Annotated in this window: 21 protein-coding genes; 12 read left to right on the plus strand and 9 right to left on the minus strand. The window is 55.6% G+C overall.

Annotation, left to right across the window (positions count from 1 at the left end):
* Positions 1-131 precede the first annotated feature (131 nt).
* Positions 132-1,019 carry a methylenetetrahydrofolate reductase gene (gene metF / locus HII27_RS15840; protein ID WP_185668801.1) on the minus strand — a complete coding sequence of 296 codons (888 nt, stop codon included), beginning with the start codon at positions 1,017-1,019 and terminating at the stop codon, positions 132-134.
* A 452-nt stretch (positions 1,020-1,471) separates the two neighbouring features.
* Between metF and HII27_RS15845 the strand changes: the two genes are divergently transcribed.
* Positions 1,472-2,971, plus strand: coding sequence for a PTS transporter subunit EIIC (locus HII27_RS15845; protein ID WP_185668802.1), 1,500 nt, complete (start codon positions 1,472-1,474; stop codon positions 2,969-2,971).
* An 89-nt stretch (positions 2,972-3,060) separates the two neighbouring features.
* Positions 3,061-4,077 carry a Mal regulon transcriptional regulator MalI gene (malI, locus tag HII27_RS15850; protein ID WP_185668803.1) on the plus strand — a complete coding sequence of 339 codons (1,017 nt, stop codon included), beginning with the start codon at positions 3,061-3,063 and terminating at the stop codon, positions 4,075-4,077.
* A gap of 40 nt (positions 4,078-4,117) precedes the next feature.
* On the opposite strand, the gene HII27_RS15855 is transcribed toward malI, so the two are convergent.
* Both HII27_RS15855 and metB read right to left on the minus strand, forming a co-directional pair.
* A complete protein-coding gene (locus HII27_RS15855) occupies positions 4,118-6,550 on the minus strand; it encodes a bifunctional aspartate kinase/homoserine dehydrogenase II (protein ID WP_185668804.1) in 2,433 nt (810 codons plus the stop codon).
* 2 nt (positions 6,551-6,552) lie between these two features.
* Positions 6,553-7,713, minus strand: coding sequence for a cystathionine gamma-synthase (gene metB / locus HII27_RS15860; RefSeq protein WP_185668805.1), 1,161 nt, complete (start codon positions 7,711-7,713; stop codon positions 6,553-6,555).
* Between the two features lie 260 nt (positions 7,714-7,973).
* On the opposite strand from metB, the gene metJ reads away from it, so the two are divergent.
* The gene (metJ, locus tag HII27_RS15865; protein ID WP_012907792.1) at positions 7,974-8,291 is read left to right on the plus strand and encodes a met regulon transcriptional regulator MetJ; all 318 of its coding nucleotides are present in this window, start codon (positions 7,974-7,976) and stop codon (positions 8,289-8,291) included.
* Between the two features lie 309 nt (positions 8,292-8,600).
* On the opposite strand, the gene rpmE is transcribed toward metJ, so the two are convergent.
* Complete coding sequence (gene rpmE, locus HII27_RS15870) at positions 8,601-8,813, minus strand: 50S ribosomal protein L31 (protein ID WP_185668806.1); 213 nt, start codon at positions 8,811-8,813, stop codon at positions 8,601-8,603.
* A 197-nt stretch (positions 8,814-9,010) separates the two neighbouring features.
* Here rpmE and priA point away from each other — a divergent pair, with 197 nt between their 5' ends.
* The 7 genes from priA (at position 9,011) to rraA (ending at position 16,995) form a co-directional block, all read left to right on the plus strand.
* Positions 9,011-11,206, plus strand: a complete 2,196-nt coding sequence (gene priA, locus HII27_RS15875) for a primosomal protein N' (RefSeq protein ID WP_185668807.1) — start codon at positions 9,011-9,013, stop codon at positions 11,204-11,206.
* Between the two features lie 150 nt (positions 11,207-11,356).
* Positions 11,357-12,379 carry a DNA-binding transcriptional regulator CytR gene (gene cytR / locus HII27_RS15880; RefSeq protein WP_185668808.1) on the plus strand — a complete coding sequence of 341 codons (1,023 nt, stop codon included), beginning with the start codon at positions 11,357-11,359 and terminating at the stop codon, positions 12,377-12,379.
* A gap of 98 nt (positions 12,380-12,477) precedes the next feature.
* Entirely contained in the window at positions 12,478-13,449 is a 972-nt protein-coding gene (ftsN, locus tag HII27_RS15885) for a cell division protein FtsN (RefSeq protein ID WP_185668809.1), read from the plus strand.
* A gap of 101 nt (positions 13,450-13,550) precedes the next feature.
* Positions 13,551-14,081, plus strand: coding sequence for an ATP-dependent protease subunit HslV (gene hslV / locus HII27_RS15890; protein WP_185668810.1), 531 nt, complete (start codon positions 13,551-13,553; stop codon positions 14,079-14,081).
* A 9-nt stretch (positions 14,082-14,090) separates the two neighbouring features.
* On the plus strand, positions 14,091-15,422 hold the full coding sequence (gene hslU, locus HII27_RS15895; protein ID WP_185668811.1) for an HslU--HslV peptidase ATPase subunit: 1,332 nt from the start codon (positions 14,091-14,093) through the stop codon (positions 15,420-15,422).
* Between the two features lie 68 nt (positions 15,423-15,490).
* Complete coding sequence (gene menA, locus HII27_RS15900) at positions 15,491-16,417, plus strand: 1,4-dihydroxy-2-naphthoate polyprenyltransferase (RefSeq protein WP_185668812.1); 927 nt, start codon at positions 15,491-15,493, stop codon at positions 16,415-16,417.
* A gap of 92 nt (positions 16,418-16,509) precedes the next feature.
* Positions 16,510-16,995: a ribonuclease E activity regulator RraA gene (rraA, locus tag HII27_RS15905; protein ID WP_035892355.1), complete on the plus strand. Its 486-nt coding sequence runs from the start codon at positions 16,510-16,512 to the stop codon at positions 16,993-16,995.
* An 82-nt stretch (positions 16,996-17,077) separates the two neighbouring features.
* On the opposite strand, the gene pfkA is transcribed toward rraA, so the two are convergent.
* The 5 genes from pfkA to cpxP all read right to left on the minus strand — a co-directional run bounded on the left by pfkA (position 17,078) and on the right by cpxP (position 20,630).
* On the minus strand, positions 17,078-18,040 hold the full coding sequence (gene pfkA / locus HII27_RS15910) for a 6-phosphofructokinase (protein ID WP_185668813.1): 963 nt from the start codon (positions 18,038-18,040) through the stop codon (positions 17,078-17,080).
* Positions 18,041-18,241: 201 nt separating this feature from the next.
* Positions 18,242-19,135: a CDF family cation-efflux transporter FieF gene (gene fieF, locus HII27_RS15915; protein ID WP_035892352.1), complete on the minus strand. Its 894-nt coding sequence runs from the start codon at positions 19,133-19,135 to the stop codon at positions 18,242-18,244.
* Between the two features lie 131 nt (positions 19,136-19,266).
* Complete coding sequence (locus HII27_RS15920) at positions 19,267-19,605, minus strand: helix-turn-helix domain-containing protein (RefSeq protein WP_185668814.1); 339 nt, start codon at positions 19,603-19,605, stop codon at positions 19,267-19,269.
* Positions 19,602-19,943 carry a type II toxin-antitoxin system RelE/ParE family toxin gene (locus HII27_RS15925; protein WP_317983858.1) on the minus strand — a complete coding sequence of 114 codons (342 nt, stop codon included), beginning with the start codon at positions 19,941-19,943 and terminating at the stop codon, positions 19,602-19,604. The genes HII27_RS15920 and HII27_RS15925 overlap by 4 nt, the downstream gene beginning before the upstream one ends.
* 180 nt (positions 19,944-20,123) lie before the next feature.
* Positions 20,124-20,630, minus strand: coding sequence for a cell-envelope stress modulator CpxP (gene cpxP, locus HII27_RS15930; RefSeq protein WP_185668815.1), 507 nt, complete (start codon positions 20,628-20,630; stop codon positions 20,124-20,126).
* A 149-nt stretch (positions 20,631-20,779) separates the two neighbouring features.
* Here cpxP and cpxR point away from each other — a divergent pair, with 149 nt between their 5' ends.
* Both cpxR and cpxA read left to right on the plus strand, forming a co-directional pair.
* The gene (gene cpxR / locus HII27_RS15935; RefSeq protein ID WP_185668816.1) at positions 20,780-21,478 is read left to right on the plus strand and encodes an envelope stress response regulator transcription factor CpxR; all 699 of its coding nucleotides are present in this window, start codon (positions 20,780-20,782) and stop codon (positions 21,476-21,478) included.
* The gene (gene cpxA, locus HII27_RS15940) at positions 21,475-22,848 is read left to right on the plus strand and encodes an envelope stress sensor histidine kinase CpxA (protein ID WP_185668817.1); all 1,374 of its coding nucleotides are present in this window, start codon (positions 21,475-21,477) and stop codon (positions 22,846-22,848) included. Before cpxR ends, cpxA begins: the two co-directional genes overlap by 4 nt.
* Positions 22,849-22,883 lie beyond the last annotated feature (35 nt).

Raw genomic sequence — 22,883 nt, forward strand, 5'->3', positions numbered from 1 at the left:
GGGTAGTTGACTGTGATCGATCGGGAGAAATGATAAGAAACCCCTCAAAATATAAGGAGTTTCTTATGTCTAAGCAGGGTATTTGAACACGAACCGTAGGCCGGATAAGCGCAGCGCCATCCGGCAGAATATTACGCCGGGCGCACACCCAGCGTGTGGCAAATGGCGTAGCTCATTTCCGCACGGTTCAGCGTGTAGAAGTGGAAATCTTTCACCCCTTCACGACTCAGGATTTTAACCATGTCCATCGCGATGTTGGCCCCCACCAGCTTGCGGGTTTCAGCATCATCGTCCAGGCCATCGAACATCGTCGACATCCAGGCAGGAATGCGCACGTTGGTCATGTCGGCAAATTTCTTCGCCTGTTTGAAGTTCGAGACCGGCAGGATGCCCGGAATAATTTCTACATCAATACCCGCCGACACGCAGCGGTCGCGAAAGCGCAGATAGCTTTCAACGTCGAAGAAGAACTGGGTGATAGCACGGTTTGCCCCGGCTTCCACTTTACGTCTCAGGTTCAGCAGGTCCGCCTGGGCACTCTTCGCTTCCGGATGCACTTCCGGGTAGGCCGCTACGGAGATATCAAAATCCGCCACGTCTTTCAGCAAAGTGACCAGATCGGAGGCATACATTTCTGGTTTACCGCTGCCCGGTGGCAGGTCACCACGCAGGGCGACGATATGACGGATGCCGTTGTTCCAGTAGTCCTGGGCAATGGCGCGCAGTTCGTCGCGTGTGGCATCAATGCAGGTCAGGTGCGGCACGGCTTCCAGACCGGTGCGGTCTTTAATGCCTTTAATAATACTGTGCGTGCGGTCGCGCTCACCGGAGTTGGCCCCGTAAGTGACCGAGACGAATTTCGGCTTCAGGCTGCTTAGGCGATCGATAGAGTTCCACAGGGTTTGCTCCATTTCACTGGTGCGCGGCGGGAAAAACTCGAAAGAAACGTTAATCTGCCCTTGAACCTCGGCCAGACTCTGATTCAGCGCTTCCCGCTGGTTGGCGTGAAAAAAGCTCATACCTTACCTCTATCAATCACGTGTCATTATTGTTGTGTTGTAAACATCTATCCGTTTAGACGTCTGGATGTAAAAATGCCCCAAAAGCAGTCAGGCGTCAATAGAAAAATCCGCGTAAAAAGTGAGTTCTCTGCAATCAAGATGAAAAATATTCATCTCCACGGTGAATGGAGCAGGCTGTGCTGTCAGAAGGCCGTTTTCCGCACATAAATAGTTTAGCTACCCTCTCACGCACTCCCCGTCTGGTCACATTAACCACACTTTCACTATGGCATAAAATTTGAGAACTAGATCTCATATTTTTCACGCATCTGCCTACTACGCAAAAATTCCATTGCAGACGTTAATGACTTGTTTCACGATAAGTAGAACGTTCTACTATAACGTTATACCTAATATAAACAGGGTTACTAAAAGCACGCACGAAGAGGCGTCTATCGGGGGAAATCAGTATGAGTCTGATTCAAAGTGTTGTTAAATCGCTTTCCAAACTGTCGATGATTGGCCGTGCGCTGATGCTGCCGATCTCGCTTCTGCCCGCTGCGGGCTTGCTGCTGGCGTTCGGGGATAAATTCCATCTGCCGCTGATGATGAACGCCGGTGGGATTATCTTCGACAACCTGCCAATGCTGTTTGCCATCGGCTCTGCCGTCGGCCTGGCCTCCGAATCTGGCATCGCGGCGCTATCTGCCGCCGTCTCCGTGTTTGTTACCAACATCACCATTAGTACCGTGCTTGGCATTACGCCGGAAATGGCGGCACAAGGCGGGAAATACGCCATGGTGGTGGGTATTCCTACCCTGCAGATGGGCGTCTTTGGCGGCCTGATTTGTGGCATCCTGGCAGCGTGGTGCTTTAACCGCTTCCACAAAATGCAGCTGCCTGAATTCCTTGGCTTCTTCTCCGGCAAACGCTTCGTGGCGATTGCCACCGCGCTGCTATCGTTCGCCCTCGGCTTGATTCTGCCGTACATCTGGCAGCACATTCAGGCGGGTATCGACGCGCTGTCGGTGGTGATCAACGGTGATAACCAGGCGGCCTCGACCTTTATCTTCGGTCTGGTTGAACGTGCGCTGATTCCGCTTGGCCTGCACCACATCTGGTATCCGTCTTTCTGGTACTCCTTCGGCGACTACACCACCCACGCCGGTCAGGTGATCCACGGTGACCAGACTATCTGGTTCAAAATGCTGGAAGAAGGGGTGAAATCCTTCAGCAGCGATACCTACCAGAACGCCGGTAAATTCATGCAGGGCGAGTTCCCGCTGATGCTGTTCGCGCTGCCTGCTGCCTGTCTGGCGATGTACCATGAAGCACATACCAAGAATAAAAAAATCGCCGCCGGTATCCTGTTCTCCGCCGCGCTGACCTGCTTCCTGACCGGGATCACCGAACCGGTTGAGTTCACCTTTATCTTTGTGGCGCCGATTCTCTACGTCTTCAACGCCATCATGGCCGGTCTCTCCTACATGGTGATGTACCTGCTGCATGCGCATATCGCCAAGTCGTTCTCGGCCGGGCTTATCGACTACATCTCCTTCGGGATCCTGCCGTCGTTCAACGGCTATCAGACCAACTTCCTGAATGCGATTATCGTCGGTATTCCGATGGGGCTGATTTACTACTTCACTTTCCGCTTTGTGATTCGCCGTTTCGACGTCAAAACGCCGGGCCGCACGGAAACCACGGTCAGCGCCAACGACAAAACTGATGAAGACCTGGCAACGGAAATTATCGACCTGCTGGGCGGCGAACATAACATCGCGTCCGTAGGCTCCTGCATTACCCGCCTGCGTCTTGAAGTGGCGGATAAAGGGCCGGTGGACAAAGATGGGCTGAATAATATCGGTGCTCGCGGGGTCGTTTTCGTCGGCGATCACGGCATTCAGGTGATATTTGGCGCGCGAGCGCAATTTATCGCGGAAACCATGTCGACGATGATTGGCAAATAATCATAAGATTATAAGCGGTTGGAGGTTCCCGTCCCTGATGGGAGCCTCTTTGTTTTCTGCAAATGACGTAGCGGCTCAGGGAGTGATTTTTGAAGAAGGTCAGCATAATTGATGTGGCAAAACGGGCGGGCGTTTCCGTCTCCACCGTGTCGCTGGTGCTTCGCCAGAAAGGCAAAATCTCCGATGCCACCATCGAAAAAGTGCAGACCGCCATTCATGAGCTGGGCTACGTTCACAACGTCGCCGCCGCTAACCTCCGTTCGAATACCTCTAACCTGATTGGTCTGATCCTCCGCGACTTCAGCGACAGCTTTTCCATCAAAGTGATGGCAAGCATCGTGCAGGAGTTGGAAGCGCAGGGCTACATGGTCTTTCTCGGCCAACCGCTAAACGAACATGAACACCTCGAGCGCTGCCTGCTGTCGTTTAAGCAGCAAGGCGTTGCCGGTGTGATTTATCTGGCATCCGATGTCCGCAGCGACACTCTGCCTGCGCAAATTCGCCAGTGCCCGCTGCCGCTGGTCGTCGTCTCGCAGTCGCCGATTAAAGACGAGTGCAACCGAGTGCTGCGCGATAACCAACAGGCGGCCAGCCTGGCGACACGCTATCTGCTGGAGCGCGGTCATCGCTATATTGCCTATCTCGGTGGCCTGGAAAACGATCTCATCCGCCAGCAGCGTCTGATGGGCTTTCGCAGTACCCTCACCCGCCTTGGGATCGGCTATCGCGAAGAGTTCAGCCCTGCCTGCGGCAATGATACCTATGCTGCAAGCGTAGCCACGCGCCAACTGCTGGAAAATAACAACGCCATTACCGCGCTGCTCTGTCATTCACCGGATGCCCTAATCGGCTGTATTGATGGGATTCATAAGGTGGGGCGTACGGTAGGTAAAGATGTCTTTCTGACGCAGCAGGTCGCGCTGATTGGCTTTGAAGATATGCTGCACATCAACCTCACCTCACCGGCCTTTACCTATGTCTCTTCCGCCAGCGAAGAGAGCGGGCGGCAGGCGGCAACGCTGATGATCCGCAAACTCAAAGAGCCTGCGTTAGAGAATCAGTCGATTACGCTTTCCGGTCAGTTGGTGACGCGCGAGTCAGCCTGAGAGAGGTGCCGGACGGCGCAGCGCCATCCGGCAACCAAAGCTACAGTAACTGCGCCAGACGGTTAATATCCGACTGAATTGCCCCAGCCGTCACATCGCGACCGGCGCCCGGCCCGCGAATCACCAGCGGGTTATCGCGGTACCAGCGGCTCTCAATCGCAAAGACGTTATCGCATGGCAGCAAAGACGCCAGCGGGTGCTCCTGACGCACGGCTTCCACGCCGACGCGGGCTTTACCGTTAGCATCGAATCGCGCCACGTAGCGCAGCACCAGACCCATCTCCTGCGCCGCTTCCAGGCGCTGGAGCATCTGCTCGTTCAGCTCATCGCCATTTTCAAAGAAGTGGTCGATTGAGCCCTCTTCGCAGTGCGCAGGCACCAGAGACTCTACGCGGACCTGATCCGGCTCGATGTCGTAGCCCGCTTCGCGCGCCAGAATCACTAGCTTGCGCATCACGTCTTTACCGGAAAGGTCGACGCGCGGATCGGGCTCGGTCAGCCCCTGCTGCCAGGCCTGATCCACCAGCTCGGTAAACGGCACGCTGCCGTCGAACTGCAGGAACAGCCAGGAGAGCGTGCCGGAGAAGATACCGCTAATGGCCAGAATGCTGTCGCCGCTATCGATCAAATCACGCACAGTGTGGTTCACCGGCAGACCTGCGCCGACGGTCGCGTTATACAGCCAGTGGCGGCCAGTTTTATCGAACGCGTCGTGTATCTGGCGATATTTATCGCTGCTGCTGGCCCCGGCCAGTTTGTTGGCGCTGATCACGTGGAAACCGTGGCTGGCGAAATCAAGATACTGATCGGCCAACTGCGGGCTGGCGGTCACGTCCAGCACCACGAGATCGTCGTACGGGTGGGCGCGCATCCACAGGAACAGTGACTCTTCATCCTGTTCAATAGCTTCATCGTCGAAGAAGGCCAGCGCGCGGCTGGCATCCAGCCCTTCATAGTTCAGCAGGCTGCGGCGACTATCCACCACCCCGGCCAGCACAAACTCAAAGCCGGTGCGGGCAGAGAGCGTGCTCTGCTCACGGGCAAACAGCTCCAGCCAGCGGGAACCAATGTTGCCCTTGCCGAACAGCATCAGGCCGATACGCTTTTCCGCGCGGAACAGCGACTGGTGCAGGCCCTGGATCAGGCTTTCGGTTGGCCCCGCGCGCAGCACGGCGACCAGGCTGATGCCCTCTTCCGACTGCCAGGTAAACTCAACCGGCTGGCCTTTCAGCTGCTGCCAGAAACGGTGGCAGTGCAGCGGGTTACGGGTGACGCCCGCGCCCACCATCGCCACCAGCGCCAGACCCTGACGCAGGCGAAGCTCGCCAGGCAGGCCCGCTTCATCAAGAATTTTCAGCGCACTGTCGGCCACTTCTGAGGTGTAGCAGAACTGCAGCAGCTTATGGTCAGCGTGCACGCCTACCGCCAGTGGGCGAATCTGTGCGCGCTTAAGTAATTGGTCGATTTCTTTATGCGCCAGCTTAAAGTCCTGGCTTGCCGGAACGCGGAACTCAATCAGACAGACATCATCATGGCTGGTGACGATACGCGCACCGGTGCCGGAAGCGAGCACGCGCTCAATGCGCGTCGAACCCTGATCCGGCGAATAGCTACAGCGTAATTGCAGGTTGATATCGCTGCCGGAAACTGGCTGCAGCGTACGGGCGTGCAGCACCGGGGCGGCAAGACGTGCCAGCTCGCTGGCTTCATCCAGACGCAGCAGCGGCAGCAGGCAGGCATCTTTGACTTTACGCGGGTCGGCGCTGTACACCCCGGCCACGTCGCTCCAGATGGTGACGCGGGAAACCCCCGCCAGCGCGCCGATTTGCGTCGCGGAGTAGTCCGAGCCGTTACGCCCCAGCAGCACGGTTTCACCCGCGTTGTTGCGGCTGATAAAGCCGGTCACCACCAGACGTTTACCCGGATGCTGTGCCAGAAGCTGTTGCAGCAGCGGATAAGAGAGGCCTTCGTCTACCTGCGGCTGCGCGGAGCGCTCGGCGCGTAAGAACGCGCGCGCATCCAGCCATGCGGCGTCCAGACCTTGCAGCTTAAGGACTTCCGCCATCAGACGAGCTGACCACACTTCACCGTGACCAACCACCTCCGCATACACCGCGTCGCTTACGCCGTTATCTAAAAGCTCGGCCAGACGCTCCAGGTCATGAATAAACTCAGCGATCATGCAGTCGGCAATTTCGGCAGGCAGCAGGCCGCTAATCAGCTCAGACTGATAGCGGCGCAGCGTCTGCTGAACCTGATGCGCAGAAAGGCGATCGGTCTGGCTGAGCTTCAGCCAGCTAATCAGCTGGTTGGTGGTGCTCCCTGCGGCAGAAACGACCATCATATCGCCGGGCTGAGAGTACTCAGTCATAATGCCGGCAACGCGCAGGTAACACTTCACATCCGCCAGACTACTTCCACCAAATTTATGCAGCTGACGCTCATTCGCCCCTGCCTGCGCAATCACACTCATGTTTACCCCTCGGCTGCGACCCGGAATCCATTTTCCAGATCGGCAATTAAGTCCTGGCTATCTTCAATACCGGTTGAGATACGCAGCAGCGTCTCAGAAATACCTGCGGCCGCGCGCGCTTCCGGGGCCATGCCCGCGTGGGTCATGGTCGCCGCGTGAGAAATCAGGCTTTCAACCCCACCCAGCGATTCCGCCAGCGTGAAAAGTGACAGCCCGCTCAGGAAGCGACGCAGCGTCTGTTCATCACCGTTCAGTTCAAAGCTCAGCATCGCACCAAAACCTTTCTGCTGGCGAGCGGCAATTTCATGCCCCTGGTTATCCGGCAGAGAAGGATGATACAGCTTTTTCACCAGCGGCTGGGTTTTCAGGAAGTCGACAATCGCCTGGGCATTGCGCTGCGCCACGTCCATACGTGGTACCAGCGTGCGCAGACCGCGCAGCAGCAGATAGCTGTCGAACGCGCCGCCGGTGACGCCGATATTATTCGCCCACCATGCCAGTTCCGTGACCGTTTCAGGATCTTTTGCAATCACCACACCCGCCACCACGTCAGAGTGACCGTTCAGGTATTTGGTACAGGAGTGCAGGACCAGATCCGCGCCCAGCGCCAGCGGATTTTGCAGCGCCGGGCTCAGGAAGGTGTTATCCACCACGCTCGTCGCGCCAGCTTCACGCGCCAGCTGGCAGATTTTCGCAATATCCACCACGCGCAGCAGCGGGTTGCTTGGGCTTTCCACCAGCACCAGCTTCGGTTTTTCAGCCAGCGCCGCTTTTAACGCTTCATCATTGCCCTGATCGACAAACAGCACGCGATAGCAGCCGCGTTTAGCCAGGCTGTCGAACAGACGGTAGCTGCCGCCGTAGCAGTCGTGTGGCGCCACCAGCAGGTCGCCAGGCTTGAGGAATACGGTGGTTACCAGGTGAATCGCCGACATGCCCGTGTTGGTCAGAACCGCGCCTGCGCCCCCTTCCAGCTCGGCCAGCGCCCGCTGAACCACGTCACGCGTCGGGTTGCCGCGACGAGAGTAGTCATGCGCACGCGGCTCGTTAAAGCCGGTAAAGTTATAGGTACTGGAAAGATGAATGGGCGGGACAACACAACCATACTGCTCGTCGTCATTTAATCCGCTACGCACTGCGATGGTGGCCTGTTTACGGGTCATGAGGATTCGTTCCTGGCAAGGTCTGTGAAAAGTCAGACCCCAGAGTAAACATTGTTGCCATAGCCGTCAATACATCTAGACTTCTAAACTTCTTTGCGTATAGATTGAGCTATTGGCAAATAGCCGTTAAAATTATACGCATTAGCGCACATCTGCGAAGCCTAAGCTCGTGTCACATCAGGCCTCTCTACGGTAAACTACGCGCGATCACGGCCGTAACCCGGCCTGTTAACTTATGACTAGAGGATTAAAGGTATCTCATGGCTGAATGGAGCGGCGAATATATCAGCCCATACGCTGAGCACGGTAAGAAGAGTGAGCAAGTAAAAAAAATTACGGTTTCCATTCCTCTGAAGGTGTTGAAGATCCTCACCGATGAACGCACGCGTCGTCAGGTGAACAACCTGCGTCACGCCACCAACAGCGAACTGCTGTGTGAAGCGTTCCTGCATGCATTTACCGGTCAACCGTTACCTAACGATGAAGACCTGCGTAAAGAGCGCAGCGATGAAATTCCGGAAGCGGCAAAAGAAATTATGCGTGAGCTGGGGATTGACCCGGAGACGTGGGAATACTGATTGGCAGGCATAAAAAAAGCAGAAAGTAATTTCTGCTTTTTTTTTCGAATTTTTTCAGCGTCTTAGAAGCGTGTTACTTCAGGATGCAGTTCAGACATAGAGATCAGGTAAGAAACAAAAACGTTTTTGATTGCGGTCAGCATAGTCACACCTTTACCCATCGTTATTTTGTGGTCGTTTGATGGGCAAATAATAAGCTTATCCGCAGTGCGGTGCAATATTTTCGTGACGCACATCACAAAAAAAATGGCGACTGCCGAAATTCAGAGACAAAAAAAGCGCCCTGAGGCGCTTTTTTCGTTAGGCAACTTACTTGCTGCCTGGGATGCTGAAGCGCTTGTTGAAGCGGTCAACACGGCCACCGGTAGCAACATCACGCTGCTTGCCAGTATAGAACGGGTGGCATTTACCGCACACGTCCAGGTTCAGATCGTGACCTACGGTAGAGCGGATTTTCATGATGTTACCGCAAGAACAAGTTGCAGTAATTTCTTCGTATTTCGGGTGAATATCTTTTTTCATGGGGAAAACCTCGGTTAAGGCCGCGTCGCTCTTCCAGCCCTAACGCCAGACACCACGCGATGTTAATAGTATAGGTCAGTGATACAAAGATGTATCAAAGGCGGCGAATCATACAGAATTTGACCAGCAGATGCAAACTGATCCGCACTCCTACAATGTGTATACTGTCTCGCCAGATTTCAAGTCAGGAAGAAAACATGCCCGTTGCTCACGTTGCCCTGCCTGTTCCATTGCCCCGTACGTTCGACTACCTGCTGCCTGACGCTTTCAGCGCTAAAGCGGGCTGTCGCGTGCGCGTGCCGTTTGGCAAACAAGAGCGCGTTGGCATCGTGGTCTCGGTCAACGAAAGCAGCGAACTCCCGCGCGATGAACTGAAAGCGGTGATTGAGGTGCTGGACGGCGAGCCGGTCTTTTCTACCTCCGTCTGGCGACTGCTGCTTTGGGCGGCGGACTATTATCATCACCCAATTGGCGATGTGCTGTTCCACGCGCTGCCAATTCTGCTGCGTCAGGGCAAACCCGCCAGCGCGACGCCGCAGTGGTTCTGGTTTGCCACCGAGCAGGGTCAGGCCGTCGATATCAACACGCTCAAGCGCTCACCAAAGCAGCAACAGGCGTTGGCCGCGCTGCGTCAGGGTAAAATCTGGCGTCACCAGGTGGCGGAGCTGGAATTTAATGAAAGCGCGATGCAGTCGCTGCGTACCAAAGGGCTTTGCGAGCTGGGCAGCATTGCGCCGGAAACCACCGATTGGCGCACCGGCTACTCGGTACCGGGCGAACGCCTGCGGCTCAACACCGAGCAGGCCACGGCGGTAGGCGCGATTCATAGCGCGTCCGATGCGTTCTCCGCCTGGCTGCTGGAAGGGATCACTGGCTCCGGGAAGACGGAAGTCTATCTTAGCGTGCTGGAAAACGTGCTGGCGCAGGGCAAACAGGCGCTGGTGATGGTGCCGGAAATCGGCCTGACGCCGCAAACCATCGCGCGCTTCCGCGAGCGCTTTAATGCGCCTGTCGAAGTGCTGCACTCGGCGCTGAACGACAGCGAACGTATGGCCGCCTGGCTCAAGGCAAAGAGCGGCGAAGCCGCGATTGTCATTGGCACCCGCTCCTCGCTGTTTACACCGTTTAAGAATCTCGGCGTGATCGTCATCGACGAAGAGCACGATAGCTCCTATAAACAGCAGGAAGGTTGGCGTTATCACGCCCGCGACCTCGCGGTATGGCGCGCCCACAGCGAACAGATCCCGATAATTCTCGGTTCGGCCACGCCAGCGCTGGAGACATTGCTCAACGTACGCCAGCATAAATATCACCTGCTACGTTTAACTCGCCGCGCGGGCAACGCACGCCCGGCAACGCAGCACGTGCTCGATTTAAAAGGTCAGCAGCTACAGGCCGGGCTCTCACCGGCGCTGATCAACCGCATGCGTCAGCATTTGCAGGCCGACAACCAGGTTATTTTGTTCCTCAACCGCCGGGGATTCGCGCCTACGCTGCTGTGCCACGACTGCGGCTGGATTGCCGAATGCCCGCGTTGCGACAGTTACTACACCCTGCACCAGGCACAGCATCATCTGCGCTGTCACCACTGCGACAGCCAGCGTCCGATCCCGCGCCAGTGCCCTTCCTGCGGCTCGACGCACATGGTGCCGGTGGGTCTGGGAACGGAACAGTTGGAGCAGGTGCTGGCGCCGATGTTCCCCGGCGTGCCGCTATCACGTATCGACCGCGATACCACCAGCCGCAAAGGTGCGCTGGAGCAGCATCTGGCGGAAGTCCATCGCGGCGGCGCGCGTATCCTGATTGGCACCCAGATGCTGGCGAAAGGCCACCACTTCCCGGACGTGACGCTGGTAGCCCTGCTGGACGTTGACGGCGCGCTCTTCTCCGCCGATTTCCGCTCGGCGGAACGCTTTGCCCAACTTTATACCCAGGTCTCTGGCCGCGCGGGGCGTGCGGGTAAGCAGGGCGAAGTGGTTCTGCAGACGCACCATCCTGACCACCCGCTGCTGCAAACGCTGCTCTATAAAGGCTATAACGCCTTTGCCGAGCAGGCGCTGGCCGAACGCCAGACCATGCAGCTGCCGCCGTACACCAGCCATGTGCTGATTCGCGCTGAAGATCATAACAACCAGCAGGCACCGGTGTTCCTGCAGCAGTTGCGTAATCTGATACAGGCCAGCCCGCTGGCGGACGAAAAGCTGTGGGTGATTGGCCCGGTTCCGGCGTTAGCGCCGAAGCGCGGCGGCCGCTACCGCTGGCAGATACTGCTGCAACATCCCTCACGCATTCGCCTGCAGCACATCGTCACGGCCAGTCTGGCGCTTATCAATACGCTGCCGGAATCCCGTAAGGTGAAGTGGGTTCTCGACGTTGACCCTATCGAAGGTTAATGCAGAGTTGCGAGCCGGATCTAGAAATCAAACAAACATCACATTTCTGATGAAAATTCTGTAACGGATCCCCCTAACTATCTGATAAAAGTGTGTCAGATGTCAGGTCACATAGGACGTGCCTGCGCCAGTTAGCGAGGAGAAAATCAGGTGAAGGCTAAAAAACCGGTTGTTGCCGCAACCATGAAGGATGTTGCCCTACAAGCGAATGTCTCTACGGCAACCGTATCTCGTGCATTGATGAACCCCGAGAAAGTCTCGCAGGCGACGCGTAACCGCGTTGAGCAGGCCGCCCTGGAAGTGGGTTACCTCCCGCAGATGCAGGGGCGTAACATGAAGCGTAATGAATCGCGCACGATTCTGGTCATCGTCCCGGATATCTGCGATCCCTTCTTTAGCGAAGTGATCCGCGGGATCGAGGTCACCGCCGCAGCACAGGGCTACCTGGTACTGATTGGCGACTGCGCGCATCAGAACCAGCAGGAAAAAACCTTCATCGATTTAATCATCACCAAGCAAATTGACGGCATGCTGCTGCTGGGCTCGCGTCTGCCGTTTGATGCCAGTATTGAAGAGCAGCGCAACCTGCCGCCGATGGTGATGGCTAACGAATTTGCTCCGGAGCTGGGGCTGCCTACGGTACATATCGACAACCTCACCGCCTCGTTCGATGCCGTTAACTATCTTCACGAACTCGGCCACCAGCGCATCGCCTGTATCGCCGGGCCGGAAGAGATGCCGCTGTGCCATTATCGTCTGCAAGGCTACGTGCAGGCGCTACGTCGCTGTGGTATCACCGTCGACCCTCACTACATTGCCCGCGGCAACTTCACCTACGAAGCCGGTGCTAACGCGCTGGAACAGCTGCTGGCGCTGCCGCAACCACCTACCGCCATCTTCTGCCACAGCGATATTATGGCGCTCGGCGCGCTCTCTTACGCTAAACGTCAGGGGCTGAAAGTGCCGGACGATCTGTCCATTATTGGCTTCGATAACATTTCACTGGCAGAGTTTTGCGACCCGCCGCTCACCACAGTTGCCCAGCCGCGTTTTGATATTGGTCGTGAAGCCATGCTGCTGCTGCTGAACCAGCTGAGCGGGCAGTTTGTTGATAGCGGTTCGCGTCTACTTGATTGCGAACTGATCATTCGCGGCAGCACAAGCAAAATTTGATGTAAAGCCGGGAGCTTTAAGACTTGCTTGTCTGGTCAAAGCCCCGTCGCTTAAGTAACATGTCGGGCTAACTAACGGAAAAAGACAGCGAAACGATAGTGGCACAACGAGACTATGTACGCCGCAGCCAACAGGCACCTTCGCGGCGCAAGAACAGCGCTTCACGGAATACACGGAAAAAACAAAGTAACTTTCCGGCCGTCTCTCCTGCCATGGTGGCGATTGCTGCTGCAGTCGTCGTCGCCTTTATCGGCGGTTTGTACTTCATCACGCATCATAAAAAAGAAGAGTCCGAAGCGCTCCAGGGCCGTCAGGTAACCGGGAACGGCCTTCCGCCGAAACCGGAAGAGCGCTGGCGCTATATCAAAGAGCTGGAAAGTCGCCAGCCAGGCGTGCGTGCGCCAACCGAACCGTCAGCAGGCGGAGAAGTGATCAACCCGAATCAGCTTACCGACGAGCAGCGCCAGCTGTTGGCCCAGATGCAGGCGGATATGCGCCAGCAGCCAACACAGCTGACGGAAGTGCCGTGGAACGAACAAACGCCGGAACAGCGCCAGCAAACCTTGCAGCGCCAGCGTCTGGCGCAGCAGGCTCAGCAACAGCAGTGGTCACAGCAGCAGGTTGTGCAGCAGCCGCAAACGCGCACCGCGCCGCCGGTTCAGCAACCGCGTCAAACCCAGACCCAGCAGCCACCTAAGGCCACGGTCTCTAACAAGGCGCCGTATCAGGATCTGTTGCAGACGCCAGCGCACACCGCCGCCTCGCAGCCAAAAGCGCAGAGCAATAACGGTATCCCGGAAGTGCGTGAAGTCACGCCGCCGCCGAAGCCAGAGAAAAAAGACGATCGCCGCTGGATGGTGCAGTGCGGTTCCTTCAAAGGTGCCGAGCAGGCGGAAACCGTTCGTGCGCAGCTGGCGTTTGAAGGCTTTGATTCCAGAATCACCACCAACAACGGCTGGAATCGCGTGGTCATCGGCCCGGTCAAAGGCAAAGAGAACGTCGATAACACTATCGCCCGTCTGAAGCTGGCAGGTCACGGAAACTGCATTAGGCTCGCCTCCGGGGGTTGAAACCCCCAAAAACCCCCCCATCTATACTTACATTCTGCCCCGTACGCGTGACCGCGATACGGGGCCCCTACATATCGTATTTGCAACAAAGGGGTCTGCTCGTGACAACAATAGTAAGTGTTCGCCGTAACGGCCACGTCGTAATCGCCGGTGATGGTCAGGCCACGTTGGGCAATACCGTCATGAAAGGCAACGTGAAAAAAGTTCGCCGTCTGTACAACGACAAAGTGATCGCCGGCTTCGCGGGCGGCACTGCGGACGCCTTCACGCTGTTCGAACTGTTTGAACGTAAGCTGGAAATGCACCAGGGCCATCTGGTCAAAGCCGCCGTTGAGCTGGCGAAAGACTGGCGTACCGACCGTATGCTGCGCAAGCTGGAAGCCCTGCTGGCGGTCGCGGACGAAACCGCGTCGCTTATCATCACCGGTAATGGTGATGTGGTGCAGCCAGAGAACGACCTGATTGCTATCGGCTCTGGCGGCCCGTACGCCCAGGCCGCTGCCCGTGCCCTGCTGGAAAATACCGAGCTTGGCGCACGTGAGATTGCTGAAAAAGCGTTGAGTATTGCAGGTGATATCTGCATCTATACCAACCATTTCCACACCATCGAAGAATTACCATCTAAGGCGTAAGGATCTCCCATGTCTGAAATGACCCCACGCGAAATTGTCAGCGAGCTGAACAAACACATCATCGGTCAGGACGCCGCTAAGCGTTCCGTGGCTATCGCCTTACGTAACCGCTGGCGTCGTATGCAGCTCGACGAAGAGCTGCGCCACGAAGTCACGCCGAAAAACATTCTGATGATCGGCCCAACCGGCGTTGGTAAAACCGAAATTGCCCGTCGTCTGGCGAAACTTGCCAACGCACCGTTCATCAAAGTGGAAGCCACCAAGTTCACCGAAGTGGGCTATGTGGGTAAAGAAGTGGACTCTATCATCCGCGATCTGACTGATTCTGCTATCAAAATGGTACGCGTTCAGTCTATCGAGAAAAACCGCTACCGCGCAGAAGAGATGGCGGAAGAGCGCATTCTCGACGTGCTGATCCCACCGGCAAAAAACAACTGGGGCCAGGCTGAACAGCCGTCTGAGCCGTCTGCTGCACGTCAGGCATTCCGTAAAAAACTGCGTGAAGGCCAGCTGGACGACAAAGAGATTGAGATCGATCTCGCTGCGGCACCGATGGGCGTTGAAATCATGGCACCTCCTGGCATGGAAGAGATGACCAGCCAGCTGCAGTCCATGTTCCAGAACTTGGGCGGCCAGAAACAGAAACCGCGTAAGCTGAAAATCAAAGATGCGATGAAGCTGTTGATTGAAGAAGAAGCGGCGAAGCTGGTCAACCCGGAAGAGCTGAAGCAGGACGCGATCGACGCTGTTGAGCAGCACGGTATCGTGTTCATCGACGAAATCGACAAAATCTGTAAGCGCGGCGAATCCTCCGGCCCGGACGTTTCCCGTGAAGGCGTACAGCGTGACCTGCTGCCGCTGGTTGAAGGCTGCACCGTCTCCACCAAACACGGTATGGTCAAAACTGACCACATCCTGTTTATCGCCTCCGGCGCGTTCCAGGTGGCGAAGCCGTCTGACCTGATCCCTGAGCTGCAGGGTCGTCTGCCGATTCGCGTAGAGCTACAGGCGCTGACCACCAGCGACTTCGAACGTATCCTGACGGAGCCAAATGCCTCCGTTACCGTTCAGTACAAAGCGCTGATGGCAACCGAAGGCGTGAACATCGAGTTCACCGAATCCGGTATCAAGCGTATCGCCGAAGCGGCATGGCAGGTTAACGAAACCACCGAGAACATCGGTGCTCGTCGTCTGCACACGGTGCTGGAACGTCTGATGGAAGATATCTCCTATGACGCCAGCGACCTCAACGGACAAAGCATCACAATTGATGCGGAATACGTGAGCAAACATCTGGATGCATTAGTCGCAGATGAAGATCTGAGCCGTTTTATCCTATAATCGCGTTCACTGCATTTTCATCTTTAATTGATGGGGCTGAAAAGCCCCATTTTTATTGGCTAATTATTATGACAAATACACCTGTAAGCCGCTCTCAGGCCTGGCTGGAAAGTCTGCGCCCGAAAACGTTACCTCTGGCCTGCGCGGCGATTATCGTCGGTACCGCGCTATCGTGGTGGCAGGGGCACTTTAACGCGGGCGTTGCCGTACTGGCGCTGATCACCGCAAGCCTGCTGCAAATCCTCTCTAACCTCGCCAACGACTATGGCGATGCGGTGAAAGGCAGCGATAAGCCGGACCGCATCGGCCCACTGCGCGGTATGCAAAAAGGGGTGATCACCAAAGAACAGATGAAGCGCGCGCTGATTATCACCGTCGGGCTTATCTGCATCTCTGGTCTTGCTCTGCTGTTTACCGCTTCGCAGACAACCGGTGACTTTATCGGCTTCCTGGTGTTGGGGCTGCTGGCCATTATTGCCGCTATCACCTACACCGTCGGCACGCGCCCATACGGTTATATTGGCCTTGGCGACATCTCGGTGCTGATCTTCTTCGGCTGGCTGAGCGTGATTGGCAGCTGGTACTTGCAGACGCATACTCTGAGCAGCGCGATTATTCTGCCCGCTACCGCCTGCGGCCTGCTGGCGACGGCGGTGCTCAATATCAATAACCTGCGTGATATCGACAGCGACCGCGAAAACGGCAAGAACACCCTGGCCGTACGTCTGGGGCCGGTTAACGCCCGCCGCTACCACGTCTGTCTGCTGATGGGGACGCTAGTCTGCCTGGCGCTGTTTAACCTGCTCTCGCTGCATAGCCCGTGGGGCTGGCTGTTTATCCTCAGCGCGCCGCTGCTGGTGAAACAAGCGCGCTTTGTGATGCGCGAGCGCTCGCCGCAGGCGATGCCGCCGATGCTGGAACGCACGGTGAAAGGAGCGCTATTAACTAACCTGCTGTTCGTCATCGGGATTGTGCTCAGCAAGGCGCTGGCTTAACTGACAAATATCAATTAACAATTGATGATTTTGCCAACAATGCATAGAGCGCGATATACTAAAATCACTCGCAGCAACTGAGCGTTAATCCTATGAAATACGATACTTCCGAGCTTTGCGACATCTACCAGGAAGATGTCAACGTAGTAGAACCCCTGTTCTCTAACTTTGGCGGGCGGCTGTCGTTCGGTGGGCAAATCATCACCGTAAAATGTTTCGAGGATAACGGGTTGCTGTACGATCTGCTCGAACAGAACGGTCGTGGCCGCATTCTGCTGGTCGACGGCGGCGGTTCTGTCCGTCGCGCGCTGATCGACGCTGACCTCGCCCGTCTGGCCACTCAAAACGAGTGGGAAGGCATTGTGGTGTATGGCGCAGTGCGTCAGGTTGATGATCTGGAAGAGCTGGATATCGGCATTCAGGCGATTGCCGCGATTCCGGTTGGCGCAGCGGGCGAAGGTATCGGCGAAAGCGACGTACGCGTCAACTTCGGCGGCGTAACCTTCTTCTCCGGCGACCATCTGTATGCTGATAACACCGGCATTATCCTGTCGGAAGATGCGCTGGATATCGAATAAGCGCCTGACGCATACAAAAAAGCCTTCTCAATGAGAAGGCTTTTTTTTCGCTCAAATCTGCCCGTTACCGGGCAAACGCGGCTTAGTACAGCTGTTTAGCGCATTCCAGCCAGTCACCTTTGAACGGACGCTTCATATTTTCGATAGCGTCGATGATGTCATGGTGAACCAGTTTTTCGTTCTGAATACCGACGCAACGGCCACCAAAGCCCTGCTGCAGCAGTTCAATCGCGTAGGCGCCCATACGGGATGCCAGGATGCGGTCGTAAGGAACCGGGGAGCCGCCGCGCTGGATGTGGCCCAGAACGGTTGCACGGGTTTCACGACCGGTTTCAGCTTCGATGAAGTGAGCCAGTTCGTCAACGTCGCACATATGCTCGGTAATCGCCACGATGGCGTGTTTCTTACCTTTAGCGATGCCCGCTTTGATTTCAGCAACCAGGTCATCACGTTTGAATTCAACTTCTGGCACCACGATAAATTCGCAGCCGCCCGCGATAGCCGCAGCCAGAGTCAGGTCGCCGCAGTAACGGCCCATCACTTCAACAACGGAGATACGCTGGTGAGAAGAAGAGGTGTCACGCAGACGGTCAATCGCTTCAACGACGGTGCTCAGCGCGGTGAAGAAACCGATGGTGTAGTCGGTGCCTTTGATATCGTTATCGATGGTGCCCGGCAGGCCGATGCATGGGAAGCCCATTTCGGTCAGGCGCACGGCGCCCATGTAGGAACCGTCACCGCCGATAACTACCAGCGCATCGATACCACGTTTTTTCAGGTTTTCGATAGCCACGGCACGGATGTTTTCATCACGGAATTCCGGGAAACGCGCGGAGCCCAGGAAGGTGCCGCCACGGTTAATCATGTCTGACACGCTGTAACGGTCGAGCTGTACCATACGATCTTCGTACAGGCCCAGATAACCGTCATAGACGCCCATGACTTCAATGCCTTCCGTCAATGCTGCGCGTACGACACCGCGAATGGCGGCGTTCATACCCGGCGCATCACCGCCACTTGTCAACACACCGATTTTCTTAATCATGACTACCTCTGAACTTAGGAATGCTAAAAATTAATTCTTCTGCCCGAAGCGCTCCCGCAATTGTAGGGGGGAGAGAACGACTCTATGTAGAGATAGTATATCAAGCGCTTCTTGCTGAATTGATTCAGGTCAGGCTAACCGGCGGTTATTTATACAAATAATGCCGACTTAGCTCACATTTCGTACAACCACTGCGAAAGTTCAAACGTCTCTGTTTGCCTGCAGCATAACAGAGCATGGATCCTGATGAATAATCACGTCGGACCCAGGAAAACGATGCAAAATCGCCTGCTCCACCTGATCGGCAACGTGATGTGCCTGAACCAGCGGCAGGTTGTCTTCCATTTCAATATGAATCTGAATAAAGCGGGTCGGCCCTGACTGCCGCGTTCGGAGATCGTGAGCACCGCTCACACCTGGCCAGGTGGTCACGATGTCGAAAATTTCCTGACGTTCTTCATCGGGCAGCGCGCGATCCAATAACGATTGCACCGCTTCGTACCCCATGCGTAACGCGCTATATAGAATATAGATGCCAATTCCTAATGCAAACAGCGCATCGGCGCGATGCCAGCCGTACCAGGAGAGGCCGAGCGCGACAAGAATCGCGCCGTTCATCATAACATCAGACTGATAATGAAGCATATCCGCGCGTACGGCCTGGCTCTGGGTTTTTCTGACTACCCAGCGCTGAAACGTCACGAGAACTAATGTACTGATAAGCGCAATCACCGTCACCACCACCCCGATGCCCGGCTGGCTCATCGGCGTTGGTCGTGCCAGATGCTGAATCCCGGTCAAGAACAGGAACAGCGCCGAACCGGAAATAAACATACTCTGCGCCAGCGCCGCCAACGATTCGGCCTTACCGTGCCCAAAGGTGTGCTCCTCATCCGCCGGTTGCAGCGAATAGCGCACCACCAGCAGGTTGGTCAGCGAGGCGGCGATATCCACCAATGAATCGACCAGCGCCGCCAGAATACTGACTGACCCGGTATACCACCACGCAAAAATTTTAATCACCAGCAGCACGGAAGCCATGACCGTCGCGGCGATTGCAGCACGACTTACCAGTCGTCCATAAGATTGATTCATAAACACTCCTGCTTTCGATCTGCGTAGTATAGCGGAATGTATGAGGGGTGCGCGGTGACGAATTTAAGACAAAAAAACGCACAATGGAAACTGCCATCATGCGTTTTTCAATCTCACGGTACCGTTCACCGTTACTCAATAATCAGGCGTACTTTTTTACCAATCAGCGTCGCCATGCCAACCAGCGTATCCAACGTGAATTTTTCGGTTTTCTTATTCACCACATCCGATACCCTCGGGCGAGAAACGCGCAGCACCTTCGCTGCATCCAACTGTTTATAACCTTCGCGCTTCATCCAGGCAGCAATTTCACCCATCAGCTGTTTTTTAAGCGCATCCGTTCTGGCCATCTCGGCACGAGATTCTGCGAGGAGCTTTGTTGCCTCTTCAGGCGCAAATCCGAGGTCGGCAAATACGTTGCCGTCAGCCTTCGTCACATGGCGAACTTTAGTATCAATATCTTTCGTCATTTTGCTCTCCTCCGCTGCGCAACAGCCTCTTTATATCGACTCGTAATGATGAAAACATCTCTCGGGCTGGTTTTCTGCGTCTTCTTCTGAAACCCATGGAGCACGCATACTGCATCGTCAAATTTGGCGACATACACAACGCGATACTCACCATCTTCACCATGCAGCCTAATCTCAATAACCCCTGAGCCCCAGTCATTAATCGATTTCCAATCTGACGGCTCCTTCCCGTTTTGCACTTTATCCAGTTCAAATCCAGCCTCACGCCGGACATCAACCGGGAAAGCGATGAGATCGTCCAGAGACGTTCCCATCCACTCAATCTGCTTCGTCGCCACCCTGCGATACCTTCTCAGCCTTGAAAAGGTATAAAATATTATACAGTAAAGAGCAAAAAACGAACAGCATGATAATAATGAAAGATCGAACAGAAAGTGCCGGAAAAAAGACAAAAAAAACCCCCTCATCATGAGGGGGAAGACAGGGATGGTGTCTATGGCAAGGAAAAACAGGGTTTGTTACTGGTTGCTACGGGTATTGCTACTAAACAGGTTCTGACTCGGTACTGAACCTTGCTGCATCCGTGCAACGTCACGCAGCTGCTCCATACGCTGCTGGTGATTCTCATTTAAAGCCGCTTGCTGCTCCGGCGTTAACAGGCGGTACATCTGGTTGCGTACCCGCGCCATTTCTACCTGGCGATTTACCTGCTCCTCGGCCATTTTCTCGGCCTGGGCTCGCACGGCGGCTTCATCAAATTTTTCTGCGGTGACAAGGCGATGCATTGTCTCCATTTCGCTAACATTAACAGGTGGACGATCGTGTCGTGCCCTTTGCATCAGATCGCGCATCTGTTGGCGTTGATGTTCGGTTAAACTAATACCGTCGAACATATGGCCCTGGCCGTTCCGCAGCGTATTGCTTTCCGCTGGGTGCCAGTTAACGCTGGTGACGACTTCATCGGCCTGGCTATATGCACTGAATGCCAGCGTTGAGGCCATGACGGCAGCGATAACATTGCGCATCACATGCTCCCAAAAACTTTTGTGTCGCGATTCAACGAGAGACAGTTTACGATTCAGGCTGCAAACATCCGTCAGGGGGTGTAAAACAACGTAAAGTCATGGATTCGCTGGCTCTGATGACGTAATTTCTGCCTCGGAGGGATGAAAATATGAATAAAATTTTATTAGTTGATGATGACCGCGAGCTGACTTCCTTGCTCAAGGAACTTCTTGATATGGAAGGCTTTAACGTCCTTGTTGCCCACGATGGCGAACAGGCGTTATCGCTGATTGACGACAGCATCGACCTACTTTTACTCGACGTGATGATGCCGAAGAAAAACGGTATCGACACGCTGAAAGAATTGCGACAAACACACCAGACTCCCGTCATTATGTTAACTGCTCGCGGAAGCGAGTTGGATCGCGTGCTGGGCCTTGAGCTGGGCGCGGATGACTATCTGCCGAAACCGTTTAACGATCGCGAACTGGTCGCGCGTATTCGCGCTATTTTGCGCCGTTCACACTGGAGCGAACAGCAGCAAAGTAGCGATACCAGTTCACCAACCGTAGAAGTTGACGCGCTGAGCCTGAACCCAGGTCGTCAGGAAGCCAGCTTTGATGGCCAAACGCTCGAACTGACCGGTACCGAATTTACCCTGCTCTATCTGCTGGCACAGCATCTGGGTCAGGTGGTTTCTCGTGAACACCTGAGTCAGGAAGTGCTGGGTAAACGCTTAACGCCATTCGACCGCGCGATTGATATGCACATCTCCAACCTGCGCCGTAAGCTGCCGGAACGCAAAGACGGTCATCCGTGGTTTAAAACCCTGCGTGGCCGCGGCTATCTGATGGTCTCCGCTTCATGATAGGAAGTTTAACCGCCCGCATCTTCGCCATTTTCTGGCTAACGCTAGCGCTGGTGCTGATGCTGGTTTTGATGCTGCCAAAGCTCGACTCCCGTCAAATGACCGAGCTGCTCGATAGCGAGCAGCGTCAGGGCCTGATGATTGAGCAGCATGTTGAAGAAGAACTGGCTAACGATCCACCCAACGATTTGATGTGGTGGCGTCGGCTGTTCCGCGCAATTGATAAGTGGGCACCGCCGGGCCAGCGTTTGTTACTGGTGACTAGCGAAGGCCGCGTGATCGGCGCAGAACGCAACGAAATGCAGATCATTCGTAACTTTATCGGCCAGTCTGATAACTCCGATCATCCGCAAAAAAAGAAGTATGGCCGCGTTGAGTTAGTCGGGCCGTTCTCCATTCGTGACGGGGAAGATAACTACCAGTTATACCTGATCCGTCCGGCAAGCAGTTCGCAGTCCGACTTTATCAACCTGCTGTTCGACCGACCTTTATTGCTGCTTATCGTCACCATGCTGGTCAGCGCCCCGCTACTCTTGTGGCTGGCGTGGAGCCTGGCAAAACCGGCGCGTAAGCTGAAAAATGCTGCGGATGAAGTGGCTCAGGGCAACCTGCGTCAGCATCCTGAGCTGGAGGCCGGGCCGCAGGAGTTTCTCGCCGCCGGTGCCAGCTTTAACCAGATGGTGATGGCGCTTGAGCGGATGATGACGTCGCAACAGCGGCTGCTCTCCGACATCTCTCACGAACTGCGTACGCCGTTAACGCGTCTGCAGCTTGGCACGGCGCTGCTGCGTCGTCGCAGCGGCGAGAGTAAAGAGCTGGAGCGCATTGAAACCGAGGCACAGCGTCTGGACAGCATGATCAACGACATGCTGGTGATGTCGCGCAATCAGCAGAAAAGCGCACTGGTCAGCGAAACCCTGAAGGCCAATCAACTGTGGGGCGACGTGCTGGACAACGCCGCGTTTGAAGCAGAACAGATGGGCAAGTCGTTCAGCGTCGATTATCCGCCGGGACCGTGGCCGCTTTACGGTAACCCGAACGCGCTGGAAAGCGCGCTGGAGAACATCGTACGCAACGCGCTGCGCTACTCGCACACCAAAATCGCCGTGAGCTTCTCAGTGGACAAAGATGGCGTCACCGTTCACGTGGACGACGACGGTCCAGGCGTTAGCCCGGAAGACCGCGAGCAGATTTTCCGTCCGTTCTATCGTACCGATGAGGCCCGTGACCGTGAATCTGGCGGGACGGGACTGGGGCTGGCGATTGTAGAAAGCGCCATGCAGCAGCACCGCGGCTGGGTGAAGGCCGACGACAGCCCACTCGGCGGGTTGCGGCTCACGCTGTGGCTACCGCTTTATAAGCGAACCTAAAAACCATCGGCCTGCGAATGCAGGCCAATTTTTTG

The sequence above is a fragment of the Kluyvera sichuanensis genome (assembly GCF_014218705.1).
Lineage (GTDB): Bacteria > Pseudomonadota > Gammaproteobacteria > Enterobacterales > Enterobacteriaceae > Kluyvera > Kluyvera sichuanensis.

What these genes read in the sequence shown, in the direction of transcription:
- metF (WP_185668801.1), bottom strand. Translation starts at nt 1,019, where the DNA reads ATGAGCTTTTTTCACGCCAACCAGCGGGAAGCGCTGAATCAGAGTCTG.
- HII27_RS15845 (WP_185668802.1), top strand. Translation starts at nt 1,472, where the DNA reads ATGAGTCTGATTCAAAGTGTTGTTAAATCGCTTTCCAAACTGTCGATG.
- HII27_RS15855 (WP_185668804.1), bottom strand. Translation starts at nt 6,550, where the DNA reads ATGAGTGTGATTGCGCAGGCAGGGGCGAATGAGCGTCAGCTGCATAAA.
- metB (WP_185668805.1), bottom strand. Translation starts at nt 7,713, where the DNA reads ATGACCCGTAAACAGGCCACCATCGCAGTGCGTAGCGGATTAAATGAC.
- metJ (WP_012907792.1), top strand. Translation starts at nt 7,974, where the DNA reads ATGGCTGAATGGAGCGGCGAATATATCAGCCCATACGCTGAGCACGGT.
- rpmE (WP_185668806.1), bottom strand. Translation starts at nt 8,813, where the DNA reads ATGAAAAAAGATATTCACCCGAAATACGAAGAAATTACTGCAACTTGT.
- priA (WP_185668807.1), top strand. Translation starts at nt 9,011, where the DNA reads ATGCCCGTTGCTCACGTTGCCCTGCCTGTTCCATTGCCCCGTACGTTC.
- hslU (WP_185668811.1), top strand. Translation starts at nt 14,091, where the DNA reads ATGTCTGAAATGACCCCACGCGAAATTGTCAGCGAGCTGAACAAACAC.
- menA (WP_185668812.1), top strand. Translation starts at nt 15,491, where the DNA reads ATGACAAATACACCTGTAAGCCGCTCTCAGGCCTGGCTGGAAAGTCTG.
- rraA (WP_035892355.1), top strand. Translation starts at nt 16,510, where the DNA reads ATGAAATACGATACTTCCGAGCTTTGCGACATCTACCAGGAAGATGTC.
- pfkA (WP_185668813.1), bottom strand. Translation starts at nt 18,040, where the DNA reads ATGATTAAGAAAATCGGTGTGTTGACAAGTGGCGGTGATGCGCCGGGT.
- fieF (WP_035892352.1), bottom strand. Translation starts at nt 19,135, where the DNA reads ATGAATCAATCTTATGGACGACTGGTAAGTCGTGCTGCAATCGCCGCG.
- HII27_RS15920 (WP_185668814.1), bottom strand. Translation starts at nt 19,605, where the DNA reads ATGACGAAAGATATTGATACTAAAGTTCGCCATGTGACGAAGGCTGAC.
- cpxP (WP_185668815.1), bottom strand. Translation starts at nt 20,630, where the DNA reads ATGCGCAATGTTATCGCTGCCGTCATGGCCTCAACGCTGGCATTCAGT.
- cpxR (WP_185668816.1), top strand. Translation starts at nt 20,780, where the DNA reads ATGAATAAAATTTTATTAGTTGATGATGACCGCGAGCTGACTTCCTTG.
- cpxA (WP_185668817.1), top strand. Translation starts at nt 21,475, where the DNA reads ATGATAGGAAGTTTAACCGCCCGCATCTTCGCCATTTTCTGGCTAACG.